This is a genomic window from Sorangium sp. So ce363 (genome assembly GCF_051520435.1).
In the GTDB taxonomy this organism is placed as follows: Bacteria; Myxococcota_A; Polyangia; order Polyangiales; family Polyangiaceae; genus Sorangium; species Sorangium cellulosum_B.
Genome location: NZ_CP150333.1, coordinates 8,842,541 through 8,863,455, shown reverse-complemented (window position 1 = coordinate 8,863,455; position 20,915 = coordinate 8,842,541). Strand labels below are relative to the sequence as shown.

At 72.1% G+C, this 20,915-nt stretch carries 16 protein-coding genes; 9 read left to right on the top strand and 7 right to left on the bottom strand.

The annotated features are described in order from the left end of the window. Positions 1-40 precede the first annotated feature (40 nt). Together WMF12_RS33365 and WMF12_RS33360 are read left to right on the top strand one after the other, a co-directional pair. Complete coding sequence (locus WMF12_RS33365; RefSeq protein WP_437851921.1) at positions 41-3,187, top strand: MXAN_5808 family serine peptidase; 3,147 nt, start codon at positions 41-43, stop codon at positions 3,185-3,187. A gap of 122 nt (positions 3,188-3,309) precedes the next feature. Further along, entirely contained in the window at positions 3,310-3,864 is a 555-nt protein-coding gene (locus tag WMF12_RS33360; RefSeq protein WP_437851919.1) for a TerB family tellurite resistance protein, read from the top strand. A gap of 123 nt (positions 3,865-3,987) precedes the next feature. Here WMF12_RS33360 and WMF12_RS33355 read toward each other — a convergent pair whose 3' ends face one another. Further along, a complete protein-coding gene (locus tag WMF12_RS33355; protein WP_437524051.1) occupies positions 3,988-4,293 on the bottom strand; it encodes a hypothetical protein in 306 nt (101 codons plus the stop codon). A gap of 82 nt (positions 4,294-4,375) precedes the next feature. Here WMF12_RS33355 and WMF12_RS33350 point away from each other — a divergent pair, with 82 nt between their 5' ends. Continuing rightward, entirely contained in the window at positions 4,376-5,347 is a 972-nt protein-coding gene (locus WMF12_RS33350; RefSeq protein WP_437851917.1) for a uroporphyrinogen-III synthase, read from the top strand. Here the strand turns inward: WMF12_RS33350 and WMF12_RS33345 are convergent. Together WMF12_RS33345 and WMF12_RS33340 are read right to left on the bottom strand one after the other, a co-directional pair. Beyond that, entirely contained in the window at positions 5,335-6,150 is an 816-nt protein-coding gene (locus WMF12_RS33345; protein WP_437851915.1) for a hypothetical protein, read from the bottom strand. The genes WMF12_RS33350 and WMF12_RS33345 overlap by 13 nt on opposite strands. Before the next feature lie 85 nt (positions 6,151-6,235). Next, complete coding sequence (locus WMF12_RS33340) at positions 6,236-8,995, bottom strand: tetratricopeptide repeat protein (RefSeq protein WP_437851913.1); 2,760 nt, start codon at positions 8,993-8,995, stop codon at positions 6,236-6,238. A gap of 647 nt (positions 8,996-9,642) precedes the next feature. Between WMF12_RS33340 and WMF12_RS33335 the strand changes: the two genes are divergently transcribed. The 3 genes from WMF12_RS33335 to pdxA all read left to right on the top strand — a co-directional run bounded on the left by WMF12_RS33335 (position 9,643) and on the right by pdxA (position 13,231). Beyond that, entirely contained in the window at positions 9,643-11,088 is a 1,446-nt protein-coding gene (locus tag WMF12_RS33335; RefSeq protein ID WP_437851911.1) for a TldD/PmbA family protein, read from the top strand. 203 nt (positions 11,089-11,291) lie between these two features. Then, positions 11,292-12,131, top strand: coding sequence for a winged helix-turn-helix domain-containing protein (locus tag WMF12_RS33330; protein ID WP_437851909.1), 840 nt, complete (start codon positions 11,292-11,294; stop codon positions 12,129-12,131). Then, positions 12,128-13,231, top strand: coding sequence for a 4-hydroxythreonine-4-phosphate dehydrogenase PdxA (gene pdxA, locus WMF12_RS33325; RefSeq protein WP_437851907.1), 1,104 nt, complete (start codon positions 12,128-12,130; stop codon positions 13,229-13,231). Before WMF12_RS33330 ends, pdxA begins: the two co-directional genes overlap by 4 nt. 55 nt (positions 13,232-13,286) lie before the next feature. On the opposite strand, the gene WMF12_RS33320 is transcribed toward pdxA, so the two are convergent. The 4 genes from WMF12_RS33320 to WMF12_RS33305 form a co-directional block, all read right to left on the bottom strand. Next, complete coding sequence (locus tag WMF12_RS33320; RefSeq protein WP_437851905.1) at positions 13,287-14,267, bottom strand: ketopantoate reductase family protein; 981 nt, start codon at positions 14,265-14,267, stop codon at positions 13,287-13,289. 70 nt (positions 14,268-14,337) lie between these two features. After that, complete coding sequence (dtd, locus tag WMF12_RS33315; RefSeq protein WP_012239060.1) at positions 14,338-14,790, bottom strand: D-aminoacyl-tRNA deacylase; 453 nt, start codon at positions 14,788-14,790, stop codon at positions 14,338-14,340. 2 nt (positions 14,791-14,792) lie between these two features. Beyond that, positions 14,793-15,266, bottom strand: coding sequence for a hypothetical protein (locus WMF12_RS33310; protein ID WP_437294268.1), 474 nt, complete (start codon positions 15,264-15,266; stop codon positions 14,793-14,795). Next, entirely contained in the window at positions 15,263-15,946 is a 684-nt protein-coding gene (locus WMF12_RS33305) for a hypothetical protein (protein WP_437851903.1), read from the bottom strand. The genes WMF12_RS33310 and WMF12_RS33305 overlap by 4 nt, the downstream gene beginning before the upstream one ends. 789 nt (positions 15,947-16,735) lie before the next feature. On the opposite strand from WMF12_RS33305, the gene WMF12_RS33300 reads away from it, so the two are divergent. The 3 genes from WMF12_RS33300 (at position 16,736) to WMF12_RS33290 (ending at position 20,169) form a co-directional block, all read left to right on the top strand. Continuing rightward, complete coding sequence (locus WMF12_RS33300) at positions 16,736-18,199, top strand: YcbK family protein (protein WP_437851902.1); 1,464 nt, start codon at positions 16,736-16,738, stop codon at positions 18,197-18,199. Between the two features lie 12 nt (positions 18,200-18,211). Next, positions 18,212-18,784 carry an NUDIX hydrolase gene (locus tag WMF12_RS33295; protein ID WP_437851900.1) on the top strand — a complete coding sequence of 191 codons (573 nt, stop codon included), beginning with the start codon at positions 18,212-18,214 and terminating at the stop codon, positions 18,782-18,784. A 176-nt stretch (positions 18,785-18,960) separates the two neighbouring features. Beyond that, entirely contained in the window at positions 18,961-20,169 is a 1,209-nt protein-coding gene (locus WMF12_RS33290) for a serine hydrolase domain-containing protein (RefSeq protein ID WP_437851898.1), read from the top strand. Positions 20,170-20,915: the final 746 nt, after the last annotated feature.

Here is a 20,915-nt window from a genome sequence, read left to right as displayed (position 1 = left end):
GGTCGACGCTCGCTGGGGTGCGTCTATACTCGATCGCCGTATGCCTCACCGACCCCTGGAGCGCATCGCCAAGGCGCTCGTCGTCTCCGCCGCGTTCCCGCTGGCAGCGTACTTCGTCCTTCAGTTCGGCCCTGGCGGGCTCTGGCGCGGGTTCGAGCCGGCGCTCGCGGTCACCGGGCAGGTGGCCAAGGCGCCGTACGACCTCACGCGCCTCGAGGCCGTCAACGAGACGCTCAAGATGATCCGGGACAAGTACGTCGAGCCGGATCGCGTCAAGCCGAAGGAGATGCTGCTGTCGGCGCTCAACGCCGTCCAGCGCGACGTCGCGCAGGTGATCGTCCTCAACGAGGACCCGAACGAGGTCACCGTCCGCGTCGAGACCAGCGAGAAGAAGTTCCGGATCGACAACATCCAGGGCCCCTGGGACGTCTCCGCGCGCCTCCGCGAGGTCTTCGCCTTCCTCCAGAAGAACCTCCGCGGCACGGAGGTCGATCTGCGGGACGTCGAGTACGCCGCGTGCAACGGCATGCTGCACACGCTCGACCCGCACTCGTCGTTCCTGAGCCCCGAGGCGTACAAGGAGATGAACCTCTCCACGTCGGGCGCGTTCGGCGGGCTCGGCGTCGTGATCTCGATCCGCGACCAGAAGCTCACCGTCCTGAACCCGATGCCCGACACGCCCGCGGGCAGGGCGGGGCTCAAGCGCTACGATCGGATCGAGCGGATCAACAACGAGTCGACGACCAACATGCCGCTCGACGACGCCGTGAAGCGGCTCCGCGGTGAGCCCGGCACGACGGTGACCGTGTGGGTGACCCGCGAGGGCGAGGGAGGGTGGCAAGGGCCGAAAGCCTTCGAGCTGACCCGCGAGGTGATCAAGGTGAGGTCGGTCGAGTCGCGCGCCCTGGAGGGCGGCGTCGGCTACGTCCGGCTCAAGACGTTCCAGGCGACCTCCACCGCGGAGCTCGACGCGGCGCTCGACGGGCTGCGCAGCAAGGGGCAGCTGAAGGGGCTCGTGCTCGATCTGCGCGGCAACCCGGGCGGCCTGCTCGATCAGGCCGCGCGCATCGCCGACAAGTTCCTCGCCGACGGCGTCATCGTGTCCACGGTCGGCGCCTCCGAGGGGCGCGAGGAGAAGCGCGCCAAGGGGCCGGGCACAGAGCCGCTGTACCCGATCGTGGTGCTCGTGAGCGGCAACAGCGCGAGCGCGAGCGAGATCGTGGCCGGCGCGCTGAAGAACAACGATCGCGCCGTCATCGTGGGCTCGCAGACGTTCGGCAAGGGCAGCGTGCAGCTCGTCTTCCCCGACGTCACGGCCGAGAAGGCGGCCCTCAAGCTCACGATCGCGCAGTACCTGACGCCGGGCGACATCTCCATCCAGGGCGTCGGCGTCACGCCGGACATCGAGCTCGATCCGATGACGGTCGACGAGCTCGAGATGGATCTCACGGTCCAGAAGGACGGGCTCCGGGAGCGCGATCTCTCGGCGCACCTCTCGAACGCGCGCGCGGCGGCCGCGGGCAAGCCGTCCGAGGTCGTCCGCTACCAGCTCACGAGCGCCGACCGCGAGCAGATGCGGGAGCGCGGGGGCGACATCGACGAGGACTTCGCTGTCGACTTCCCCATCCGCTTCGCGCGGGAGCTCGCCGCGCGGATGCCGCCCTCCACGCCGAGGCTCCAGCAGCTCCGGGCGATGCACGACTACATCGATCAGGTCGGCAAGGAGGAGCTCGGCAAGGTCGCGGCCGAGCTGACGAAGCTCGGCGTCGACTGGTCCGACGCGCCCGAGGGGGCCACGCCGGCGGCGAAGTCCGAGCTCGACGTGAAGGTCGAGACCGATCGCCCCAATGCCGAGGTGACCGCGGGGCAGCCGATGGAGCTCCGGGTCACGGTCAAGAACAACGGAAAGCAGCCGGTCTACCGGCTCCGCGGGACGACGGAGAGCGACAACCCGTACTTCGACAGCAAGGAGCTCATCTTCGGCAAGATCGGCCCCGGCCAGACGAAGAGCACGAAGGCGCCGCTCGGCTGGTGCGAGGTCGAGGGGCGGAAGGTCGGCTCGACGAAGCCGAGGAAGGCGAACGAGAAGCGCGTCTGCACGATCCCGATGGACGCCCTCTCGCGGAGCGACGGCCTCAAGGTGAAGTTCGAGGTCGCCGCCGCGCCGGAGCCGCCGGCGGTCGAGATCCGGCCCACGGTGCGCGCGCTCGACCGGCCGCTCTTCCAGTATGCCTATCAGATCGCGGATGACCGCGAGGGCAACGGCGACGGGCTCCTCCAGAAAGGCGAGCGGGTCAGCATGTACCTGACCGTCAAGAACATCGGCAAGGGCGCCTCGTACGAGACGCAGGCGAACCTCGCGAGCCGCTCGGGCGATGGGCTGCTCCTGCACGCCGGGCGCTTCGACGTCTCGAACATGAAGCCGGGCGACGTGCGCAAGGTGGTCTTCACCTTCGACGTGGAGCAGCAGCTGTCCGAGCCCGAGGCGACGCTCCTGCTCTCGGTCGGCGATCGCGATCTCCGCGAGTTCGCCAGCGAGAAGGTGAAGATCCCGATCTCGCCGCGCGTCCAGCTCAACGGCGGCGGCTCCACCATGAAGGCCGGGGCGGAGGGGGCGACCCTGCTCCCGTCGCCGGAGGCGAGCGCGCGCGGCTTCGGCCGGCTCGCGGCGGGCGCCGCGGTCAAGGTGATCGGCGAGGCGCCAGGCGGCTTCCTCAAGATCGACCTCGGCGCAGGGCGCTTCGCGTTCGTCGCGGCGCGCGAGGTGGCCCCTGGCGGCGGGCCGGCCCCGGCGGCGGTCGCGTTCGATGACCTCTACTCGCACGCGCCGCCGACGCTGGACATCGCCGCGGCGGCGCTGGCGACGACGGCCGGCACCGTGAAGATCACGGGGACGGCGTCGGACAGCGAGCGGCTGCTCGACACCTTCATCTTCGTCGGGTCGCGGAAGCTCTACTACAAGTCGAACCGCGACGGCGCCGACCCGAAGAAGGCCGAGTTCGCGTTCGAGGCGCCGCTCCGGCCGGGGGTCAACGTGATCACCGTGGTCGCGCGCGAGACGGCCGACACCACGACGCGGCGCACGCTCGTCGTGCGCAAGGACGGGCCTGACGGCTCGATCCTGAAGACCCCGAAGTCCGACAACCCCGTGGACGATTGGATTGCGGACCGCGGCGGCGAGGAGTAGGCCGCTGGGAGATGGACGAAGGCGACCACAGCGACGGCGACATGGACGACCGCGGTGACGGGCGTAGAGGGCGGGGCTCCGCCGGGCTGCCCTGCCCGGCGAGGATCTGGTAGCCTCATCACGTGGGACTCCTCGCCTGGCTCGGCCTGAAGCAGGGGGGCTCGTTCCCGAACCTCGACGCCCTCCTGACGGAGCTCCGCACGGCGCTCCCGGACGACGAGGCGGTCGTCCTCCGCTACATCGCCACCGTCATCGTCCTGCTCGGCAAGGTCGCCTGCGTCGATGGCCGCTTCTCCGACAAGGAAGACGAGCTGCTCCGCGAGCTGCTCACGCACGTCGACGGGCTCGCGCCGAGCGGCGTCGAGGCCGTGTTCAACGCCCTCCAGGGCAAGCTGCCCGCGCTCCAGGAGGGCGAGGTCGACCGCTGTTACCGCGAGCTCAAGGCGCTCTGCAACGCGAGCGAGCGCGTGGAGGTCGTGCGCCTCTTGATCCGGCTCGCGGCGGCGGACGGCGCGCCCACGCCGGCCGAGCGGGCCGAGATCGAGCGCATCGCCGAGGAGCTCGGCGTTTCGCTCGCTGACATCGAGCCCGACCTCTCCGTCGAGGCCGGCCGTCAGGCTGGCTCCCCGGCGCCACCGGACGACCGGAGCGATCCCGGCGGCGAGCCCCCGGCGTGAGCCGGGCGCGAGCGCGCTCGTCTGGTCCGTCGCGTAGGTCGCGCTGCTGTCGGGCGCGAGCGCCGCTCGGCTGATCCGTCGCGCGCGTCGCGCTGCTGCCGGGCGCCAGTGGCGCTCGGCCGATCAGTCGCGCGCGTCGCGCTGCTCGGCGCTGCCCTCGGGGCTCGGAGCGCGGCTCGCGAGGCCGAGCGCCCGTCGCTGCTTCAGCGCCGTGAGCGCCACGAACAGGACGAACAGGACGGCCCCGAGCACCGCCACGAGCACGCCGAAGTTGAAGAGGTAGTGCGCGCCCTGCGCGCCCCCCACCCCCATCAAGAAGATGCCGAGCAGCGCGATGCCCGCGCCGATGACGGGATCAGGGCCGGCGTCGTTCTCCGACGTCGCACGCGAGAGCCCGCTCCCCTGGACCCCGGAAGCCTCGTTGCTCATCGGATGGCTCACACGGAGGAGCTTAGCAAACTGGTCCACCGCCCGAAACCCGCCAGCGCCGGACCCGGGCTATGCTGCGCGGGTGAGCACGCCCACCCACCCACGAAACGACCGTCCTTCTCCGCCCGCGCCGTCTGACTTCGCCGGGCGCCGCGTCATCTGCTTCGAGAGCCGCCGCGCCTCCGAGATGGCCTCGCTCATCCAGCGGTATGGCGGCGTGCCCGTCACGGCGCCCACGCTCCGCGAGGTGCCCATCGAGAGGAACGAGCGCGCTCTCGACTTCGCGCGGCGCCTCGCGGGCGCCGAGTTCGACCTCGTGATCCTGATGACCGGCGTCGGGACCCGGGCGCTCGTGGCTGAGGCGGCGCCTGCGCTCGAGCCGAGGCAGGGCGGCGGCGGGGCGTCCGATAGCGACGGTGGCGCGGACGCCCAGGGCGTATCTCTCCTGGCGGCGGCGCTCTCGTCCGTGCAGATCGTCGTGCGCGGCCCCAAGCCGGCCGCGGCGCTGCGCGAGCTGGGCCTGACCCGCTTCATCACCGTCCGCGAGCCGAACACCTGGCGAGAGATCGTCGAGGCCGTCAGCGCGCTCGGCGATCTGAGCGGAAAGCGCATCGCCGTCCAGGAGCACGGCGCGCCGAGCCACGAGCTCTACGCGAGCCTCTCGGCGGCCGGCGCCCATGTCACGCCGGTGCCGGTGTACCGCTGGGCGCTCCCGGAGGACACGGCGCCGCTCCGGCAGGCGCTCCGCCTCATGGCGGACGGCGGCGCGGCGATCACGCTCTTCACGAGCCGCGCGCAGGTCGAGCACGCGCTCCTCGTGGCGGCCGAGGAGGGGCTCGTCGAGCGGCTGCGCGCCGCGCTCGCGCGGGGCGTGGTGGCGTCCATCGGGCCGGTCTGCACGGAGGCGCTGCGCGCCGAGGGGATCGAGCCGGATTTCGAGCCCGAGCACCCGAAGATGGGTCACCTGGTCAAAGCGGCGGCCGCGCGCTCGATCGAGATCCTCGTCGCGAAGGGAAACCGGGGCGACGCGCCCCTGCCGGCTCAGTCTTCGTAGTCGTCGTACGCCTCGTCCTCGTCGGCGGAGCGCGCCACGGTCGCCGGCCGGGGCGTGGAGCCGGGCTCTGCGCCGGCGGCCGCGCGCTCATCCATGTCCGCGTGGCCCCTGTCGATCAGCTCGGCGCGGTAGAGCACGCGCCCGTCCTCCGCCGTGATCTCACCGCCCACGTCGCCCCAGGCGAAGTCGTCGCTCTGGAGCGTGCGCATCGTCGCCTTCGTCTTGCCGATGCGCACGCGGAAGCTCGTCCGCTGGCACGGGATGGAGGAGCCGCCGACCTCGACGTTCACCGCCTCGCTGCCGAGCACGTCCTCGTTCTCGTCGGCGGCGAGCGCGGTCTTGGCCATCATCGCGTCGTAGGCCGAGAGGGTCGCCGGCCGCTCCGCGCCGTCGTCGATCCACGCCGCGCCGAGGATCTCACCGCGCCTGCTGGGCTCGTCGCTCATGCGGACCCGCAGCGCCTCGGTCTGCTTGCCGTCCTCGAGGGTCACGTCGACCACGAGGACGTCCCCCTCGCGCGCGACGACACGCTGCGTGAGGAGCAGCGGCGTCTTCCTGAAGCTGCCCGAGAACCGGTAGGCCACATAATCGCCGGGCTTGCGCGCGCCGGGCGCCTGCTCGGCGATCGGGCCGCGCTCGTCGAGCGAGCCCTTCGCGCGCTGCGGGACCTCGCGCCGCGCTTGCGCCGCCACCTTGGCGGAGGCGTCCTGCGGGCGACCGGAGCGAGCGTTCGTCTCGATCCCGGCGCCGCAACCAGCAGCCAGGACCGAGGTGAGGGCGGCGAGGAGGAGCGGTCGGTTCATGCTCGTCCGGTACCGGAGAGCGCCCGCCGTGGCCCAATTTCTGGCGGTTCCAGGGCGCACCCGCGCGACCGCGCGCGAGCGGTGTTCAGGGCAGCTTGCCGCTCGGGAGCATATCGTCGAAGGCGGCGTCGAACTCGTCCGCGATCATCTCGGCGCCGACGGCGCGCGCGGCCGGCTTCGGGACGTCGATGCGGCGCAGCCGCTCCGCCACGCTGCCGCGCGGGTCGCTGTAGCTCGGGCTCATCCGGGCGACGCGCTGGAAGTAGTAGAGCGCCTGCTCGGGGACGCCGCGCATCTCGTAGGCGTTCGCGATCTCGTAGGTCAGCGCGAGCTCCTGCTCGACCGTCTTGTGCGAGGCGTGCAGCCCGCGGATGAGCGCGTCGATGCCTGCCTCGATGTCGCCCATCTGGAGGTGGGTGACGCCGATCATCGATTGGCAGACGCACTCTCGCCCGGGGTCGCGGGCGGCGAGCTCGAACTCGCCGATGGCGTCGGCGTAGAGGCCCATCTCCTTGTAGGCGACGCCGAGATCGTAGTGCGTCGACGCGTCGGACTCGGAGATCTGCGCCGCGACGCCCGCCTTGAACTGCTCGAAGACGCTCTCGACGCTGATCTGCCGAGGATCGTCCTGGACGCCCGTCACCGAGCCCGGCACGACCTCGAGCTCGTCGATCATCTTGAGCGACTCGGCGATGTCGAACGCGCGATCCTCGTCCGGCCGCTCGCTGCCGCGCGGGACGGCCCGCGTGCCGCTCTCGTTGTCGGTCGCCGCCCGCACCACCCGCGCGTCCGAGGCCAGCTCCGTGACCTCGCGCAGCCGTTCCATCAGGAGCGGGTGGTTCGGCAGCCGCGCCAGCTGCTCCTCGAGGATGTTCCGCGCCTCGTCGAACATCCCGTGCTGCGCGAAGAACTCGACCTCCTCGAGCGCGTCCTCGTCGAGCGCGTCCGCGCGCCGCAAGGAGCCCGGCGGCACGGAGCGGCCCGACACCGGCCGGACCGACGCCGGTCGGCCCGACACCGGGCTGTACAGGGCCGGCGGCGGCGCGGCGAGCACGGGAGGGGGAGGTATCGAGGACGCCGGGGGCGGAGCCTGGGACGCAGCGACGGCGAGGGGGTGCTCAGGCGCGCGGCTCGGGTTGACCGACGCCGTCTCCTCCTCCTCGTCGTCGATGGCCTCGAGCTCCTCGACGTCCTCGACCTCTTCGACGTCCTCGATCGGGAAGCTCGGCAGCGGCGGCTCGTTCGCGAACGGATCGTCGAGGTGCGTGACGAGCTCGGGCCGCCGGGGGAGCGCCTCGACGACGCCGTCTTCATCGAGGGTGTACGCGGGCAGCGGCGCGTCGGGGTCGTAGAGGTCCTGGCTCGGCACCTCGGACGCATACGCGTCGTTCTCGCCGGCTGTCGGCGAGGCTTCCAGCCCGGCGGCGTCTTCCTCCGCGAGCTCTTCCTCCTGCGGCACGGCGTAGCCGAGCAGGTTGAGCATCTCCGTGGCCTGGGCGTTGTCGGGATCGAGGAGCAGCACCTCGTCGAGGAGCCTCGCCGCGTCGTCGACGGCGTCCTCGCTGGCCAGCTGCTGCGCGAACGCGAGCATCTGCTCGACGGCGGCGTCCTGGTCGCCCGCCTCGATCAGGACATCGCAGAGCTTCTCGCGCAGCTCTCGAGCGGCCGGCAGCCGGGCGACGCCGCCCTTGAGGAGGGCGACCGCCTTGTCGTACTGCCGGTCGCGCCGGAGGCTCTCGGCGTGCGCGACGAGCTGCCGCGGGCTCGCGATCGGCGACGTCGAGGGCTGCGACGCGCGGAGCGGGATCGGCACCGCGGACGCGGGCTCGTCGTCCTCGACGTCGAGCTCCTCCGCCTCCTCGTCCTCCTCCTCCTCGAGCTCGACGTCGATCGACGCGCGCGTGTTCCTCGACGAGGGCGCGATCTGGGAGGCGAGCTGGCGCACGCCCTCGTCGTTCGGGGCGCGCGTGATCAGGGCCGAGACGAGCGCGGTGAACTGATCGACCCGCCCGGCCTCCTTGGCGATGCGCGCCGACTCCTTCTGCACCTCGATCGCCTTGGCCGGCTGCCCGAGCAGGTCGAAGGCCCGGGCGAGGAGCGCGAGCGTCTCCAGGTCTCGCGGGTTCTCCTTGAACGCGATCTGGAGCTTGGTCAGGGCCGACATCGCGTCGCTCTGGTCGCCGCGGTCGAGGTAGATCTCGGCGGCCATGCGGGCGAATCGGGCGTCCGGGCGGTGCTGCAGGAGGCGCTCGACCACCTTCAGCGCGTCGTCGCGCCGCCCGAGCTTGAGCAGGAGCTCGGCCGCCGTCCCGAAGCGCTGGATCGCGGCGTCGTAGTCGCGGACCCGGATCAGCGCCTCCGCGAGGCGGAGATAGGCGAGGGGGTTGTTCGGGTCGAGGTCGACGACCCGCTTGAAGATGTCGATCGCGTCGCGGTCGCGCCCCGCGCGGAGCAGGCGCGTCGCGACCTCGTCGTAGGCGGCGAGCGCGTCGCTCGTGAGCCCGAGCTGCGTGTAGATCTCCGCGAGGCGCGGGACGATGTGGCCGAAGCGATCCTCGTACTGCGGGACGTGCTTGTGGATGATCTCGCGGATCTGCTTGTAAACGGCGATCGCCTTGAGCGCGAAGCCCTGGAGGGAGTAGAACTGGCCGACGCGCTCGTAGGTGGTGATCGCCTCGACGTACTCCTCCGTCTTCAGGTAGAGGTCGCCGATCTTGAGCAGCGTGCGGACGTCCTTCGGATCGTCTGCGACCAGCTTCTGGTACTCGGCGATGGCCTTGTCGAAGCGCTTCCGCTCGACCAGCTTCTGCGCGGTCTGGAGTACCTTGTCGCGATCGACCGCCACGGCGATGGAAATCTCCTGCTGAGGGCAGCAAGGCGCTGCTCGGGCGCCTCGTCGGCATCCCTCACCTCGCCTAAAAAACACCTAGCCAATCCCGCCACCACGTACAAGCGCGCGGCACCGGAAGTTCCGGAAGCTACCGCGAAGGTGCTTGTTTGCAGTGTGCGGCCCCCGGGGGCCTCTGTCCGGCAACGCGGCGACCGCCTGGCGCGGTGGCCGCGAGCCCCCGCCCCGGTCGGACGCTGGGCGGTCCGGTCGAGGCGCGTCGAAGAGCGCGCCCTACCCTGTAGGAACGCGCTGAACGGCCGGGGATTCGCGAAGATCGCGGGGAAGGTGGCGAGCGCCGCCATTCCCGCGAAGACAGCGTTAAGCCTAGCAGTCGAGCGGCCTTGTTGCACATTTCGTGCGATCTTCCGCGACCCGCGGCCGCCTCGCTGGAGGTCGCGCGACCCGGCGATCGCCGGGGGCGCGGGGTCGCGGCGTGCCCGTGCCGCGCGGGCGATGTATGCGCGCCGCGCCGGATGAGAGGGCAGGGGGGTAGGTCGCGAGCTCGGCCGCCGCCGGGGCCGAGCGCGGGCGTCGGCGGGAGGGCGCACCGGAGCGCCGCCGTTTCTCGACCGTCCAGGCGAATGGACCTAGAGTTGGGCACCATGTCGCGCAGCCAGGCCTACCGTGCCCCGTTCGCTCCTGGAGAGGAAAATGCCGTCGACGCCGCGCTTTGCGAGCGGCTCCTCTCGGTCGCCCTGTCCAAGGGAGGTGATTACGCTGACCTCTTCTTCGAGTACCGCGCCGGAGGCGGGTTCACCTTCGACGAAGGGATCCTCAAGGCGGCCTCGCGTGGGGTGTCGATGGGGGTCGGCGTCCGCGTCCAGCGAGGAGACGCGACCGGGTACGCGTACACGGAGGACCTCACCTGGGAGGCGATGCGGCGCGCGGCCGAGACGGCGGCGCAGATCGCGACGGGCTCGGGCGGCAAGGAGAAGATCGAGCTCAGGCGCCGCGAGCTGCCGACCCGCTACGAGCTGCCCAGCATCTCGCTCGACGCCCCCGGGCTCGCGAAGCGCGCGCTGCTCGAGCGCGCGAGCGCCGCGGCGCTCGCCTACGATCCCAGCATCGTCAAGGCGGAGGCGAGCTTCGTCGAGGAGGTGCGCGAGGTCCTCGTGGCCACGAGCGACGGGCGGATGGCGCACGACGTCCAGCCGCTCATCCGCTTCGGCGTGCGCGCGCTCGCCGAGCGCGGCGGAAAGCGCCAGGAAGGCTCGAGCGGCGGCGGCGGGCGCATGACGACGGCCTACTTCGAGGGCACGTCGCCGGAGTGGCACGCCGAGGAGGCCGCGCGGCAGGCGGTGGCGATGCTCGACGCCCGCGACGCGCCCGCCGGCGAGATGAACGTCGTGCTCGCCCCGGGCGACAGCGGCATCCTGCTCCACGAGGCGGTGGGGCACGGGCTCGAGGCGGACTTCAACCGCAAGGGGACCAGCAACTACGCGGGACAGATCGGCAAGGACGTCGCGAGCTCGCTCTGCACGGTGGTGGACGACGCCACGCTCCTCCAGTCGCGCGGCACGATCAACGTGGACGACGAGGGCCACGAGCCCGAGCGCAGCACGCTCATCGAGAACGGCAAGCTCGTCGGGTACATGCACGACCGGCTCTCGGCCCGGCACTTCGGGCTCACGCCGACCGGCAACGGGCGGCGCGAGAGCTTCGCCGCCGCGCCGATGCCCAGGATGACGAACACCATCCTGCTCGCGGGCCCGCATGATCCCGAGGAGATCGTGAGGTCCGTGAAGCGAGGCGTCTTCGCGAAGAAGTTCGGCGGCGGCCAGGTCGACATCTCGAACGGCGATTTCGTGTTCTCTCTGACCGAGAGCTACCTCATCGAGGACGGCAAGCTGACCGCGCCCCTCAAGGGCGTGAACCTCATCGGCAACGGCCCCGAGGTGCTCCGGCGCGTCACCATGCTCGGCCACGACGTCGCCGTCTCCGACGGCATCTGGACGTGCGGCAAGGACGGACAGAGCGTCCCCGTAGGTGTTGGATGCCCCACAATCAAGATCGATCTCATCACGGTCGGCGGAACGCGGATCGGCTGATTTCCAAGGCTGGAACGCCAGGCGGAAGGTAAGCCCCGCAGCGGTATTGGTGGGTTTAGCGCGGTGCGTCTTGCCGGCCCGTCGTGACACCCGTATACGGGGCGTTCATGGCGCGTCGCTCGTTCATAGCCATCGTTGGACACGGACCGGATCTGGAGCGCGACGAGGGTGCCGCATCGGTCTTGCGCTCGCTGGGCGCTGACGTGCGAACCCTGGATCTCTGGGATGATCCACCGCGGCTCTTCCACGACGACGAGAGCAAGGCGCGGGCGATCGTCGTCGAGGCGCTCGACAGGCCGGACCTGGCCGCCGCGGCGCTGCGCGCGCTGCGCCGCGAGCCGCGCCTCGAGGAGGTCGGCGCGCTGGTCGCCGTGAGCGTGGCGCAGATCGCGCGGATCGAGCCGTCCAGCGGCTTCGACGACTTCCTGCTCGTGCCGTACGTGCCCGCCGAGCTCTACGCGCGCGTGCGCCTCGTCGAGTGGCGCCGCAGCGAGTTCGCGACCGAGGAGCGGGTGAAGGTGGGCGCGATCGTCATCGATCGCGCGGCCCACGACGTCTCGGTCGGCGGCATGCACGTGCCGCTCACCGCGAAGGAGTTCGCGCTGCTCTCGTACGTGTGCGAGCGCCGCGGAAAAGTTGTGTCGCGGACAGAGCTTCTTCGCCGTGTCTGGGGCAGCCAGTACGAGGGCGGCGCGCGGACCGTCGACATCCACGTGAGGCGTCTCCGGGCGAAGCTCGGCGCGGCGCTGCCGCTCGTCACGCTGCGCGGGGCCGGGTACCGCCTCGAGTCGCCGATCCCCGGCGCCGGTGGTCCCGAGGGCGGCGATGCGAGCAGGGCGCTCCAGCGGAGCGGGGCCGGCGAGGAGGCCCAGGGCGACGAGCGCGGAGAGCTGCCCGACGAGGACGAGGACGAGGACAGCGACGACGAGGGCGACGAGGACGAGGACGGCGACGACGAGGAGGCCGCGCAAGCCAAGGGGCGATCGGCGCCCTCGGCCAACGACGCCACGCCGCCCGGGCGCGAGCGGCGCATCACCCGATGACGTCGCCGGTTCGCCGCGGCGGCGCGCGAACGACCGCCGCCGGTGCGGCGCGCGGCGGCGGTCGCTCGCGCCCCGCCGGGCCGCCGATCGTCGCGATCAGCGTCGGGTGCCCCAGCGGGGTGGGCCCCGAGGTGGCCGTGGCCGGCGCGGCGTCCGTCGAGGGCGCGCGCTGCGTGCTCGTCGGCGATGAGGCGATCATCCGGCGGGCAGCGAAGCTCGTCCGGGTCGCGGCCCGCCGGCTCGTCGTCGTCGATGGGCGCGCCGCCATCGAGGAGCTCGCGCCCGGCTCGATCGGGCTCTGGGCGGGCAGCGCGCGGCTCTCGCGGCCGAGCGCGTTCGGTCGGCCCGAGGCCGAGGACGGCGCGGCGCAGCTCGCTTGGATCGACGCGGCGACGGATCTGGTCCGCGATGGCGTCGCTGCGGCGCTGGTCACGGGGCCCGCGTCGAAGCACGCGATCGCCACGAGCGGCGCGCCGGGGTCCGCGGACTTCCTCGGGCACACCGAGCACCTGGGCCGGCGGCTCCGCGCGCGCGAGGTCACGATGGCCTTCGCTTCGGGCAAGCTCGTGACCGCCCTCGTGACGACCCACGTGCCGCTGCGCGAGGTGCCGGACGCGGTGAGCCCGCGCGAGGTGGCGCGCGCCGCGGTGTGGCTCGCGCGGCTGCTCGGCGATCTCGGCCGCGAGAGGCCGCGCGTGGCCGTCGCCGCGCTCAACCCGCACGCAGGCGAAGGCGGGCTCCTCGGCGACGAAGAGCAGGTGCGCATCACGCCGGGGATCCGCCTCGCGGCGCGGCGGCTTTCGCGCTCGGGCCCGGCGGCGGAGCTGACCGGGCCCGTCGGCGCGGAGACGGCGTTCCGCCTCGCGGCGCGCGGCGCGCTCGACGGGGTCGTCGCCATGTACCACGACCAGGCGACGATCCCGAGCAAGCTCCTGGGCTTCGGCGAGGCCGTGAACGTCACGCTCGGCCTGCCGATCGTGCGCACGAGCGTCGACCATGGCACCGCGTACGATCTCGCGGGAACGGGGCGCGCCGACCCGCGCGGCATGCGCGAGGCGATCGTGCTCGCGGCGCAGCTTGCGGCCGCGCGCGCGCGCTGACGCAGCGACGCGCCGACACGCGCCGACGCTGCGCGCGGGCGCGGGAAGGCGCGGCTCAGCGCGCCCGTGGGCGGCCGCCGAGGTGCGCGAGCAGCCGCTCGAGCGCCGGCATGCTCAGGCCGCGCTCTCGGCCCATCTCGAGGACGGTGGCGCCCATCGCGAGGTGCTGCGCGTGGAGCTTGGGGCCGAAATGCACGTCGAGGAACCGCAAGAACTCCGGGGCCAGCAGGCGCACGAGCGCGATGCCCGGCTTGAGCGTGAGCGGCCCGATGAACCGGAGGAGGAGCTTCGTCCACGGGGCCACCTTGCCCAGCCGGTCCGCGAGCGCCACGGACTCCCTGGTGGCCTCGATCACGGTGCGGAGCACGCCGTCGTTCTCGAGGAGGGCGCTCGCCCCGCCGCCCGCGTCGATGGCGGCGATCAGCGGGAAGAACGCGGTCGTGGTGGCCACGTTCTGCGCGCCCACGTCGGGCTCGAGCCGCGCCGGGACACCGGCGCTCGTGAGGCGGCGCGCGAGCTCCTCGAGCGGCGGTCGCTCCGCGGGGGCGCCTCCCTCTTCGTCGATGAGCGTGGGCGCGAGCCCGGTGATCCAGGCGCGGACCACGCCGCGCTCGTCGAGGTAGCCCGAGACGCCCGGCATCGCGGGGGTGATGCGGCGCTGGGCGGCCTCCTCGAGGTCGGCGCGCTCCCTGGGCAGGAGCGGCGTGAGCACCACGGCGGGCGCGGCCGGGCCGCCGCGGAGCAGATCCGCCACCGACCTGCCGCCCGCGGCGCCGCCGAGGTCAGCGCGCGGGACGAGCTGATCGAAGCGCACGGTGATCAGGACGATGTCCGCGTCGGCCGGGATCTCGGCCGCGAGGCGCGGGCGATCGAGCGTGTCGCGTCGATCGGCGCCGTTCACCTGCTCGACCACGAACGGCCGTACGTCGCCGGCGCGCTCGGGCCGGACCACGAACGTGACGTCGTCTCCCTGGGTGGCGAGGCGCACGCCGTAGATCCGCCCGAGCGCCCCCGCGCCCACGATGGTGACCCGCATGGCTCCCCCGTAGCCTGCGCGGCGCTCGGGGAAAAGGGGGTGGCTGTCGCCGCCGATCCCGGCAGATCCCTCAGAACGTCCGCTTCGAATCGATGAGGATGGTGACCGGGCCGTCGTTCTCGACGAACACGCGCATGTCGGCGCGGAAGCGGCCCGTGGCCACCGTGAGGCCGCGGGCCCGCAAGGCGGCGACGAAGCGATCGTACAGCGCCTCGGCGCGCACGGGCTCCATGGCGCCGTCGAAGCTCGGCCTCAGGCCGCGCCGGACGTCCCCGAACAGCGTGAACTGGCTGATCGCGAGCACGCCGCCGCCGCGCACGTCCGCGAGCGCCCGCGACATCTTGCCGGCGTCGTCGCTGAACACGCGGAGGCCCGCGATCTTGCTCGCGACGTGGTCGGCGTCGGCGTCGTCATCGTCCTTCGCGGCGCCGACGAAGGCCACGAGGCCGCGCTCGATCGCGCCGACCACCTGGCCTCCGACCTCGACGCGCGCGCCGAGCGCGCGTTGAACGACCGCGCGCATCGCTAGCGCTGCGCGGCCGCGCTTCGACTCGGCGCGGCGGCGGGCTCCGCCCCGGTGCCCGCGCTCAGCCCGAGCTCGCGCATCAGCTTGGCCGTGAGCTTGAAGTAGGTGCTGCGATCGTAAGGCTGGTTGAGGATGTGGAAGTCCTTCCGCACGAGGCCCACGCAGCCGAAGCAGTAGGTGCAGCCGGTGCAGTCGACCGAGCGCACGAGGTACGACGACTGCGTGCACCGCTCGGACGCGACGCAGTGGCTGCACGCGATGAGATCGCGGCAGCCGCGGCAGTGCGTGCTGTCCGAGGAGCGCTGGGTGTCGACGCAGTAGTGGCACCGCTGCAGCGCCTTCGAGTTGCGGCAGAACGTGCAGTCGACGCAGCGCTCGCACGAGACGCACGCGACGCACCGCTCGTTGCCGGTGCCCGTCTCGAACGCCTGGATCAGCTTGCGGAGCTCGGCCTCGAATTCCGCGCGCGTCATTCCGCCTCGCCGCTCGCTTCGGAGACGCCCCCGCCCGCGCCGCCCCGGGCCGCGCCGTCCGCGGCCGGGGCCTCGGGCCTGCCGCTCACCTGGCGGCGCAGCCGCTCGGCGGCCTCGCGCGTGGCGGGCTCCTCCGCGAACTCCTCGATGCGGCGGAGCCGCGACTCGAGCACGGCGCGACGCTTCGGCAGCTCGCCGACGAGGATGCCCGCGAGCTCGTCGATCGCCTCCTGGATGCGCTGCTCGTCGCTGTGCTCGAGCAGCTGCAGGTACACGTCCTGCTCCGCGGGGAAGGCGTGGCCGGCGCGGAGGAACTCGTTCGCGGCCTTGGAGATGTTGGGCCGGCCCGACGCGCAGAGCAGCTTCGACAGGAGCCGCTGGCGCTCGACGGCCTTCGGGTCGCTCTGCGGAGGCGGCGCGAGGACGATGCGCCCCGGCGCCTTGGACGCGGCGTCGCGTCCGGACTTGACGCGCCCGCCCTTGCTGTCCTCTGCCTCCGGCTCCTTGCGCGGAGAGAAAAGCGCCTCGAGCGCGGCGCGGTGTTGCTTGGCTGCCCGCCGGTCCTCGCCGCTCTGCGTCGGACGCGGCAGCCCCGCGCTGTTCGGCTGACCAGGGCCATAGGCCGTGTGGAGCTCGGGATTGTGCCAGACCTTGGTTGCGTCTCTACGAATTCGCCGCATGTCGTGCCCCTGGTGACCTCGGAGCGATCATGGACGCGCCACCGGGTTCGGCTTCCGCATCCCGCGTGTGGCGCCCCGCTTGCATCGATGTTGTGGTGAATGAGGCTGGTGCGTGTTGGGCCGGGCGCTTCCCCCGCGATCCGCGATGGCCCGGACGATGTTGCGCAAGGGACGCGACGCCTATCTCCGCGCTGATCACGCTGGCTGCGTTGATCGTGAAGGTAGGGCCACGCCGCAGTGCGTGGTGCGCCGGGCGATACCCGACCGCGGACCGCGTGACGAGGGGCTCTGCCCCCATGCACCCCGGAGCCGCGCTCACGACCCGACCGCAGTCGCGAGGCAGCTGGGTTCCTACCACAGCCTTTGGTCAGCGCCGCAGAAAATTGGGCTGCCCTCCGCACTTCATGCCATTCCTGTCCTCAGGGTTCGGTCCCTTCTGAGCTTGCCTTCCGAGTCTCCCTTCCGAGGTTGCCTTCCGAGCTTGCGAGCTTCCGCGAGGGGCGTCTCGGAGACGCTGTTTCGAGGTTGCCGGTCTCGTCCCAGGTCGATTCAAGAAGCGGACCGCTGACTGCCCTTCCCAATCCCACATCCTGCGGACGGGCGGCGACGCCGCGTCTGGGAGATCCGCTCCTTGGCGGATGGCACTCGCACCCGACCCGACTGGAGCTTTCCATGATGAGCCTTCGATCCGTGAGCAGTGAAGGCGCGGCGCCGCGGGACGCAGGGGGAGCTGTGCGCAGGGGGGAGCCGCGTGCGCGCCTGAGGCGTGCTCGCGCGGCCGCGCTCTCGGTGCTGGTGAGCATCGCGGTGCCGGCGATCCTGGCGGGGCCCGTCTTCGCGGAGCCGCTGCCCAGGGCGCACGCCGCTGCCGAGAGGTCCGGGGAATCGGGGGAAGAGGAGAGCGAACAGGCCCGTCGGGACCGCGCGCCGGCGAGCCCCGCAGGCGCGGAGCAAGCTCCGCGAACGAAGACGCGGGAGAGCCCGCCCGATCGCCGCGCGAAGAGCGCCTCGGCGGCGACCGGTGACGAGAAGACGAGCGCGGCGGGGGACCGGAGGGGGAGGGCCCATACCCGCAGGGAGGCGCCGCACGCGGCTGCAGACGCGGAGGAAAACGCGGGCGGCTCGGCGAAGGCGGGCGGCGGGAAAAGGGTGGTCGCCAAGAAGAAGGCGGGCGGCGAGAGGAAGAAGGAGAAGAGGCGGGCGGCGCGCACGGCCGAGAGCAAGCGGCGCGGGGCGAAGAAGGGGGTGGAGCGGGAGGCGCCTCCGAAGCCGTGCCACGGACCGGTGCTGTCGATGGATCGCAGCGGGCTGGAGCCCGAGCGCCTCGAGCTGGTCGACTGCAAGGGGAAGCCGCGCGAGGAGGCCCGGCGCGCCCTCTCCTTGCTTGCGCGCCCGTGGGGCACGCCGCGGCCGATCCTGTCCGACGAGGGCGCGCCTGCGCGGAGGCCGGAGGCGGCGAGCCGCAAGGGGCGGCGCGCCGGCGATGCGCCGCGAGCCGCCGGGAGCAGGGCGAGCTGGGTGCAGGGAGGGGAGATCGCGCCCGGCGTACGGCTGCTCGATCCCGGGCTGCTCTCCCGCATCGACGCGCTGGCGCGGCGGTACCCGGGCCGGCTCGTGTCGCTCGTGAGCGGGTACCGGCCGCAGAGCCAGGGCAGCCTGCACCAGACGGGCCGGGCGCTCGATCTGCGCATCGCCGGGGTGCGGAACGACGAGCTCGCCGCCGCCTGCCGCGCGCTCGCCGACACGGGCTGCGGGTATTATCCGAACAGCTCGTTCGTGCACGTCGACGTGCGCGCGCCAGGGACGGGGAGCGTCTCGTGGATCGATGCGTCCGGACCCGGCGAGGCACCCCGCTATGTGACCGCGTGGCCGCCGCCACAGGACGAAGGGCGAGGGGCGACCGAGCGGATGCCCGGCGAGGACGCGGAGGAGGTGCTCCGGCGGGAGCGCCGCGACAGGTCTGCGAGCACGGCGCCGGAGAAGATGGCGGGCCCTGCGCCGGACAAGGCGAGCGCGGCGCCGGAGACGGCGGCGAGCGCGGCGCCGGAGACGGCGAGCACGACGCAGGCGAAGGCGGGAGCGCCGGAGACGGCGAGCACGACGCAGGCGAAGGCGGGAGCGCCGGAGACGGCGAGCACGACGCAGGCGAAGGCGGGAGCGTCGGAGACGGCGAGCACGACGCAGGCGAAGGTGGGAGCGGTGACGGAGAAGACAGGAGCGGTGCCGGAGAAGGCGGCGAGAGGCACGCCGTAGTAGTGAGGCGGGATGGGTATCACGATTCCTCGCCGGCACGCCTCGGCGCTCGCCGGTACGTTCGGTCCGCTCGCGATCCATCGCCATGAGGTCATGGCTGCGGGCGCGTCTTATCCCGCCTTCACGCTGGAGCTCGCCGACTGGATCTCGGTGGCCGCGATCACGGATGAAGGTCAGTTCGTCCTGGTGCGGCAGTACCGGCACGGGGTCGACGCGGTGACCATCGAGACGGCTGGCGGTCTTGTCGATCCAGGGGAAGAGCCGGCGGCCGCTGCGCCGCGCGAGCTCCTGGAGGAGACGGGGTATGCTGTGGAGTCGCTCGAGACGCTCGGGTGGGTGCACCCGAATCCTGCGCTCCAGGCGAACCGCTGCTTCCTCTACCTGGGGCGCGGCGCGCGGCGGGTCGGCGAGCCCGAGGGCGACGAGCACGAGAGCACGGAAGCGGTCGTGATGAGCGCAGATGACGTGAGGGCGGCGATGCAGGACGGCCAGATCAGCCACTCGATCGCCGTGATCACCTTGCTGCGGGCGCTCGCCGTCGCGCATGATTCGTGGGAACGGCCTGTCTGCCGACTCACGCGATAAGCTGCGTTATCGACGTCCTGCGTGAGCGAGAGCACCCGCATCTTTGCGGGCCGGTTGACACGGTCGGACCCGTCGCGTCTTGATGCCCGTCCTTCGCGGGGCCGCGCCTGGAGATCGGGAGCGGCGCGGCGGAGCGCAGCAATGGACCTCACGGGGAGGCCATGGAGACCCGATTGATGAGCCGTGTCCTTCGGCCGAAGGCCTTCTTCTCTTCTTGTATCGGCGTTGTCCTGCTCGCGGGGTGCACGAGCTCCTCGCCCGCTCCGCGCGACGTGGTGGCCACCACGGACGACGATGGCCGTGGGAGCGTCGGAGTCGGGAGCGCTGCCCCTGGACCTGGGGGCCCAGACCCTGCGCCGGGCGCCGGCTGCGACGAGCTCTCGGTCGAGCTCCAGAGTGCGCTCGACGCGGCCGTGGATGCGCAGCGGCTCCCCGGCGCGGCCGCCGCCGTGCATCTCGGCGGGTGCAGCTGGCTCGGCGCCGCGGGGGTCGCGGACACCGAGGCCGACGTGGCCATCCAGCCCGGCGATCTCTTCCGCGCAGGGAGCATCACGAAGACCTTCGTCTCCACGCTGGCGCTGACGCTCCGCGCGGAAGGCCGGCTGTCGCTCGACGACGCCGTCTCGGCGTACGTCGGCGGTATCCCCCGCGGAGAGCAGATCTCTGTGCGACAGATCCTGAACCACACGAGCGGCGTCTTCGACTACACGGCGCTCGACGAGTTCTGGACCGCGGCCTTCGACGATCCGACGCGCACGTGGACACCCGCGGAGCTCATCGAGCTCGCCGCGTCGAAGCCGCCGTATTTCGAGCCAGGGCGCGGCTTCGCCTACTCCAACACGAACTACATCATCGCCGGCCTGATCGTCGAAGCGGCCTCGGGAGAGCCCATCGGCGAGCTGCTCCGCGCCCGCGTCCTCGAGCCGGCGGGGCTCGCGCACACCTACCTCGACGGCGCCGAGGAGGCCCTGCCCGGCCTCGTGCACGGTTACGGGCGGAGCCGAGGAGAGCTCGTCGAGATGACCTCCGCGATCGACGCGTCCGCGGCCGGCGCGGCGGGCGCGCTGGTCTCGACCACGGGCGACCTCACGCGCTTCTACCGCAAGGTGCTCGACGGCACGCTGCTCGGCCCCGCCGAGCTCGAAGAGATGACCGCGTGGGTCGACGCGCCCCTCGGCGAGGTCACCGGGTACGGCCTCGGGCTGTCGCGCCGGGAATCTCCGCTCGGCGTCCAGGTCGGTCACGACGGCGGTATCTGGGGCTTCACGTCGTCGTCTTATTACGCGGTCGACAAGGATGCTTCTATCACCGTGCTCGTCAATCTCGACGGCGGCGATGTCGGCAGGATCGTCGATGATCTGTCGAATGTCCTGATCACGCCCTGAGCCGGGAAGGGGACCGTCGCGTCGATATCGACGCGCACGCGCGCAGGCCGGTGCCGGTCGCTGTCCACCGCGCGCACACGAGACGCCCCGCGGCGTGCGAGGCGCGCGCGCGGCGCCGATCCACGGTTATCAGGAACCCGCGCCGCCGTTCGCGACGCCAGCGGTCCGCCGCGAACGGGCCTCACGCTTGCATCGCCAGGGACGCAGCCCGCACGGGATGACGCCCGGCAAGACGCTCGCATCGTGAAAGGATTCCGTGATGAAGCTGGTCAAAGCGCTCGGGGCCCTGGCGCTGTCCGGAATGGCGCTCGGCACCGCGCAGATGGCTGCTGCGGGGAGCACGACGCCCATCCAAGATCTCGTGCTCGTCGAGGAGACAACGAGCTCGGACTTCCCCGGCGCCAGGATTCCCCCGGATGATGTCCCATATCATGGGCATTTCCGGCCGTTCAGGCCATTCTGGCCGCACAGGCCGTATGGGCACTTCCGGCCGGTCAGACCCTTCAGGCCGTATGGGCACTTCCGGCCGGTCAGACCCTTCAGGCCGTACGGAGACTTCCATCCATACGGGCAGCCCCATGACCCCGGGCGATCCGAGGCAACGCCGGCAGAGGACCGCCCCGGGCCGATCATGCGCCTCGGAGAGCCTCGCTGACCTCGATCCAGGAGCGGCGCCGGGGGCGGGTGGGTCCCCGTTCCTCGCGCCGCGCGGAGTGGAAACCGTAGGGCGGGGGCGTCGGTCACAC

Bases quoted from the DNA above. Each gene is read 5' to 3' on its own strand.
- WMF12_RS33365 (WP_437851921.1), top strand. From the start codon at position 41: ATGCCTCACCGACCCCTGGAGCGCATCGCCAAGGCGCTCGTCGTCTCC.
- WMF12_RS33355 (WP_437524051.1), bottom strand. From the start codon at position 4,293: ATGAGCAACGAGGCTTCCGGGGTCCAGGGGAGCGGGCTCTCGCGTGCG.
- WMF12_RS33345 (WP_437851915.1), bottom strand. From the start codon at position 6,150: ATGAACCGACCGCTCCTCCTCGCCGCCCTCACCTCGGTCCTGGCTGCT.
- WMF12_RS33335 (WP_437851911.1), top strand. From the start codon at position 9,643: ATGTCGCGCAGCCAGGCCTACCGTGCCCCGTTCGCTCCTGGAGAGGAA.
- pdxA (WP_437851907.1), top strand. From the start codon at position 12,128: ATGACGTCGCCGGTTCGCCGCGGCGGCGCGCGAACGACCGCCGCCGGT.
- WMF12_RS33320 (WP_437851905.1), bottom strand. From the start codon at position 14,267: ATGCGGGTCACCATCGTGGGCGCGGGGGCGCTCGGGCGGATCTACGGC.
- dtd (WP_012239060.1), bottom strand. From the start codon at position 14,790: ATGCGCGCGGTCGTTCAACGCGCGCTCGGCGCGCGCGTCGAGGTCGGA.
- WMF12_RS33310 (WP_437294268.1), bottom strand. From the start codon at position 15,266: ATGACGCGCGCGGAATTCGAGGCCGAGCTCCGCAAGCTGATCCAGGCG.
- WMF12_RS33305 (WP_437851903.1), bottom strand. From the start codon at position 15,946: ATGCGGCGAATTCGTAGAGACGCAACCAAGGTCTGGCACAATCCCGAG.
- WMF12_RS33295 (WP_437851900.1), top strand. From the start codon at position 18,212: ATGGGTATCACGATTCCTCGCCGGCACGCCTCGGCGCTCGCCGGTACG.
- WMF12_RS33290 (WP_437851898.1), top strand. From the start codon at position 18,961: ATGAGCCGTGTCCTTCGGCCGAAGGCCTTCTTCTCTTCTTGTATCGGC.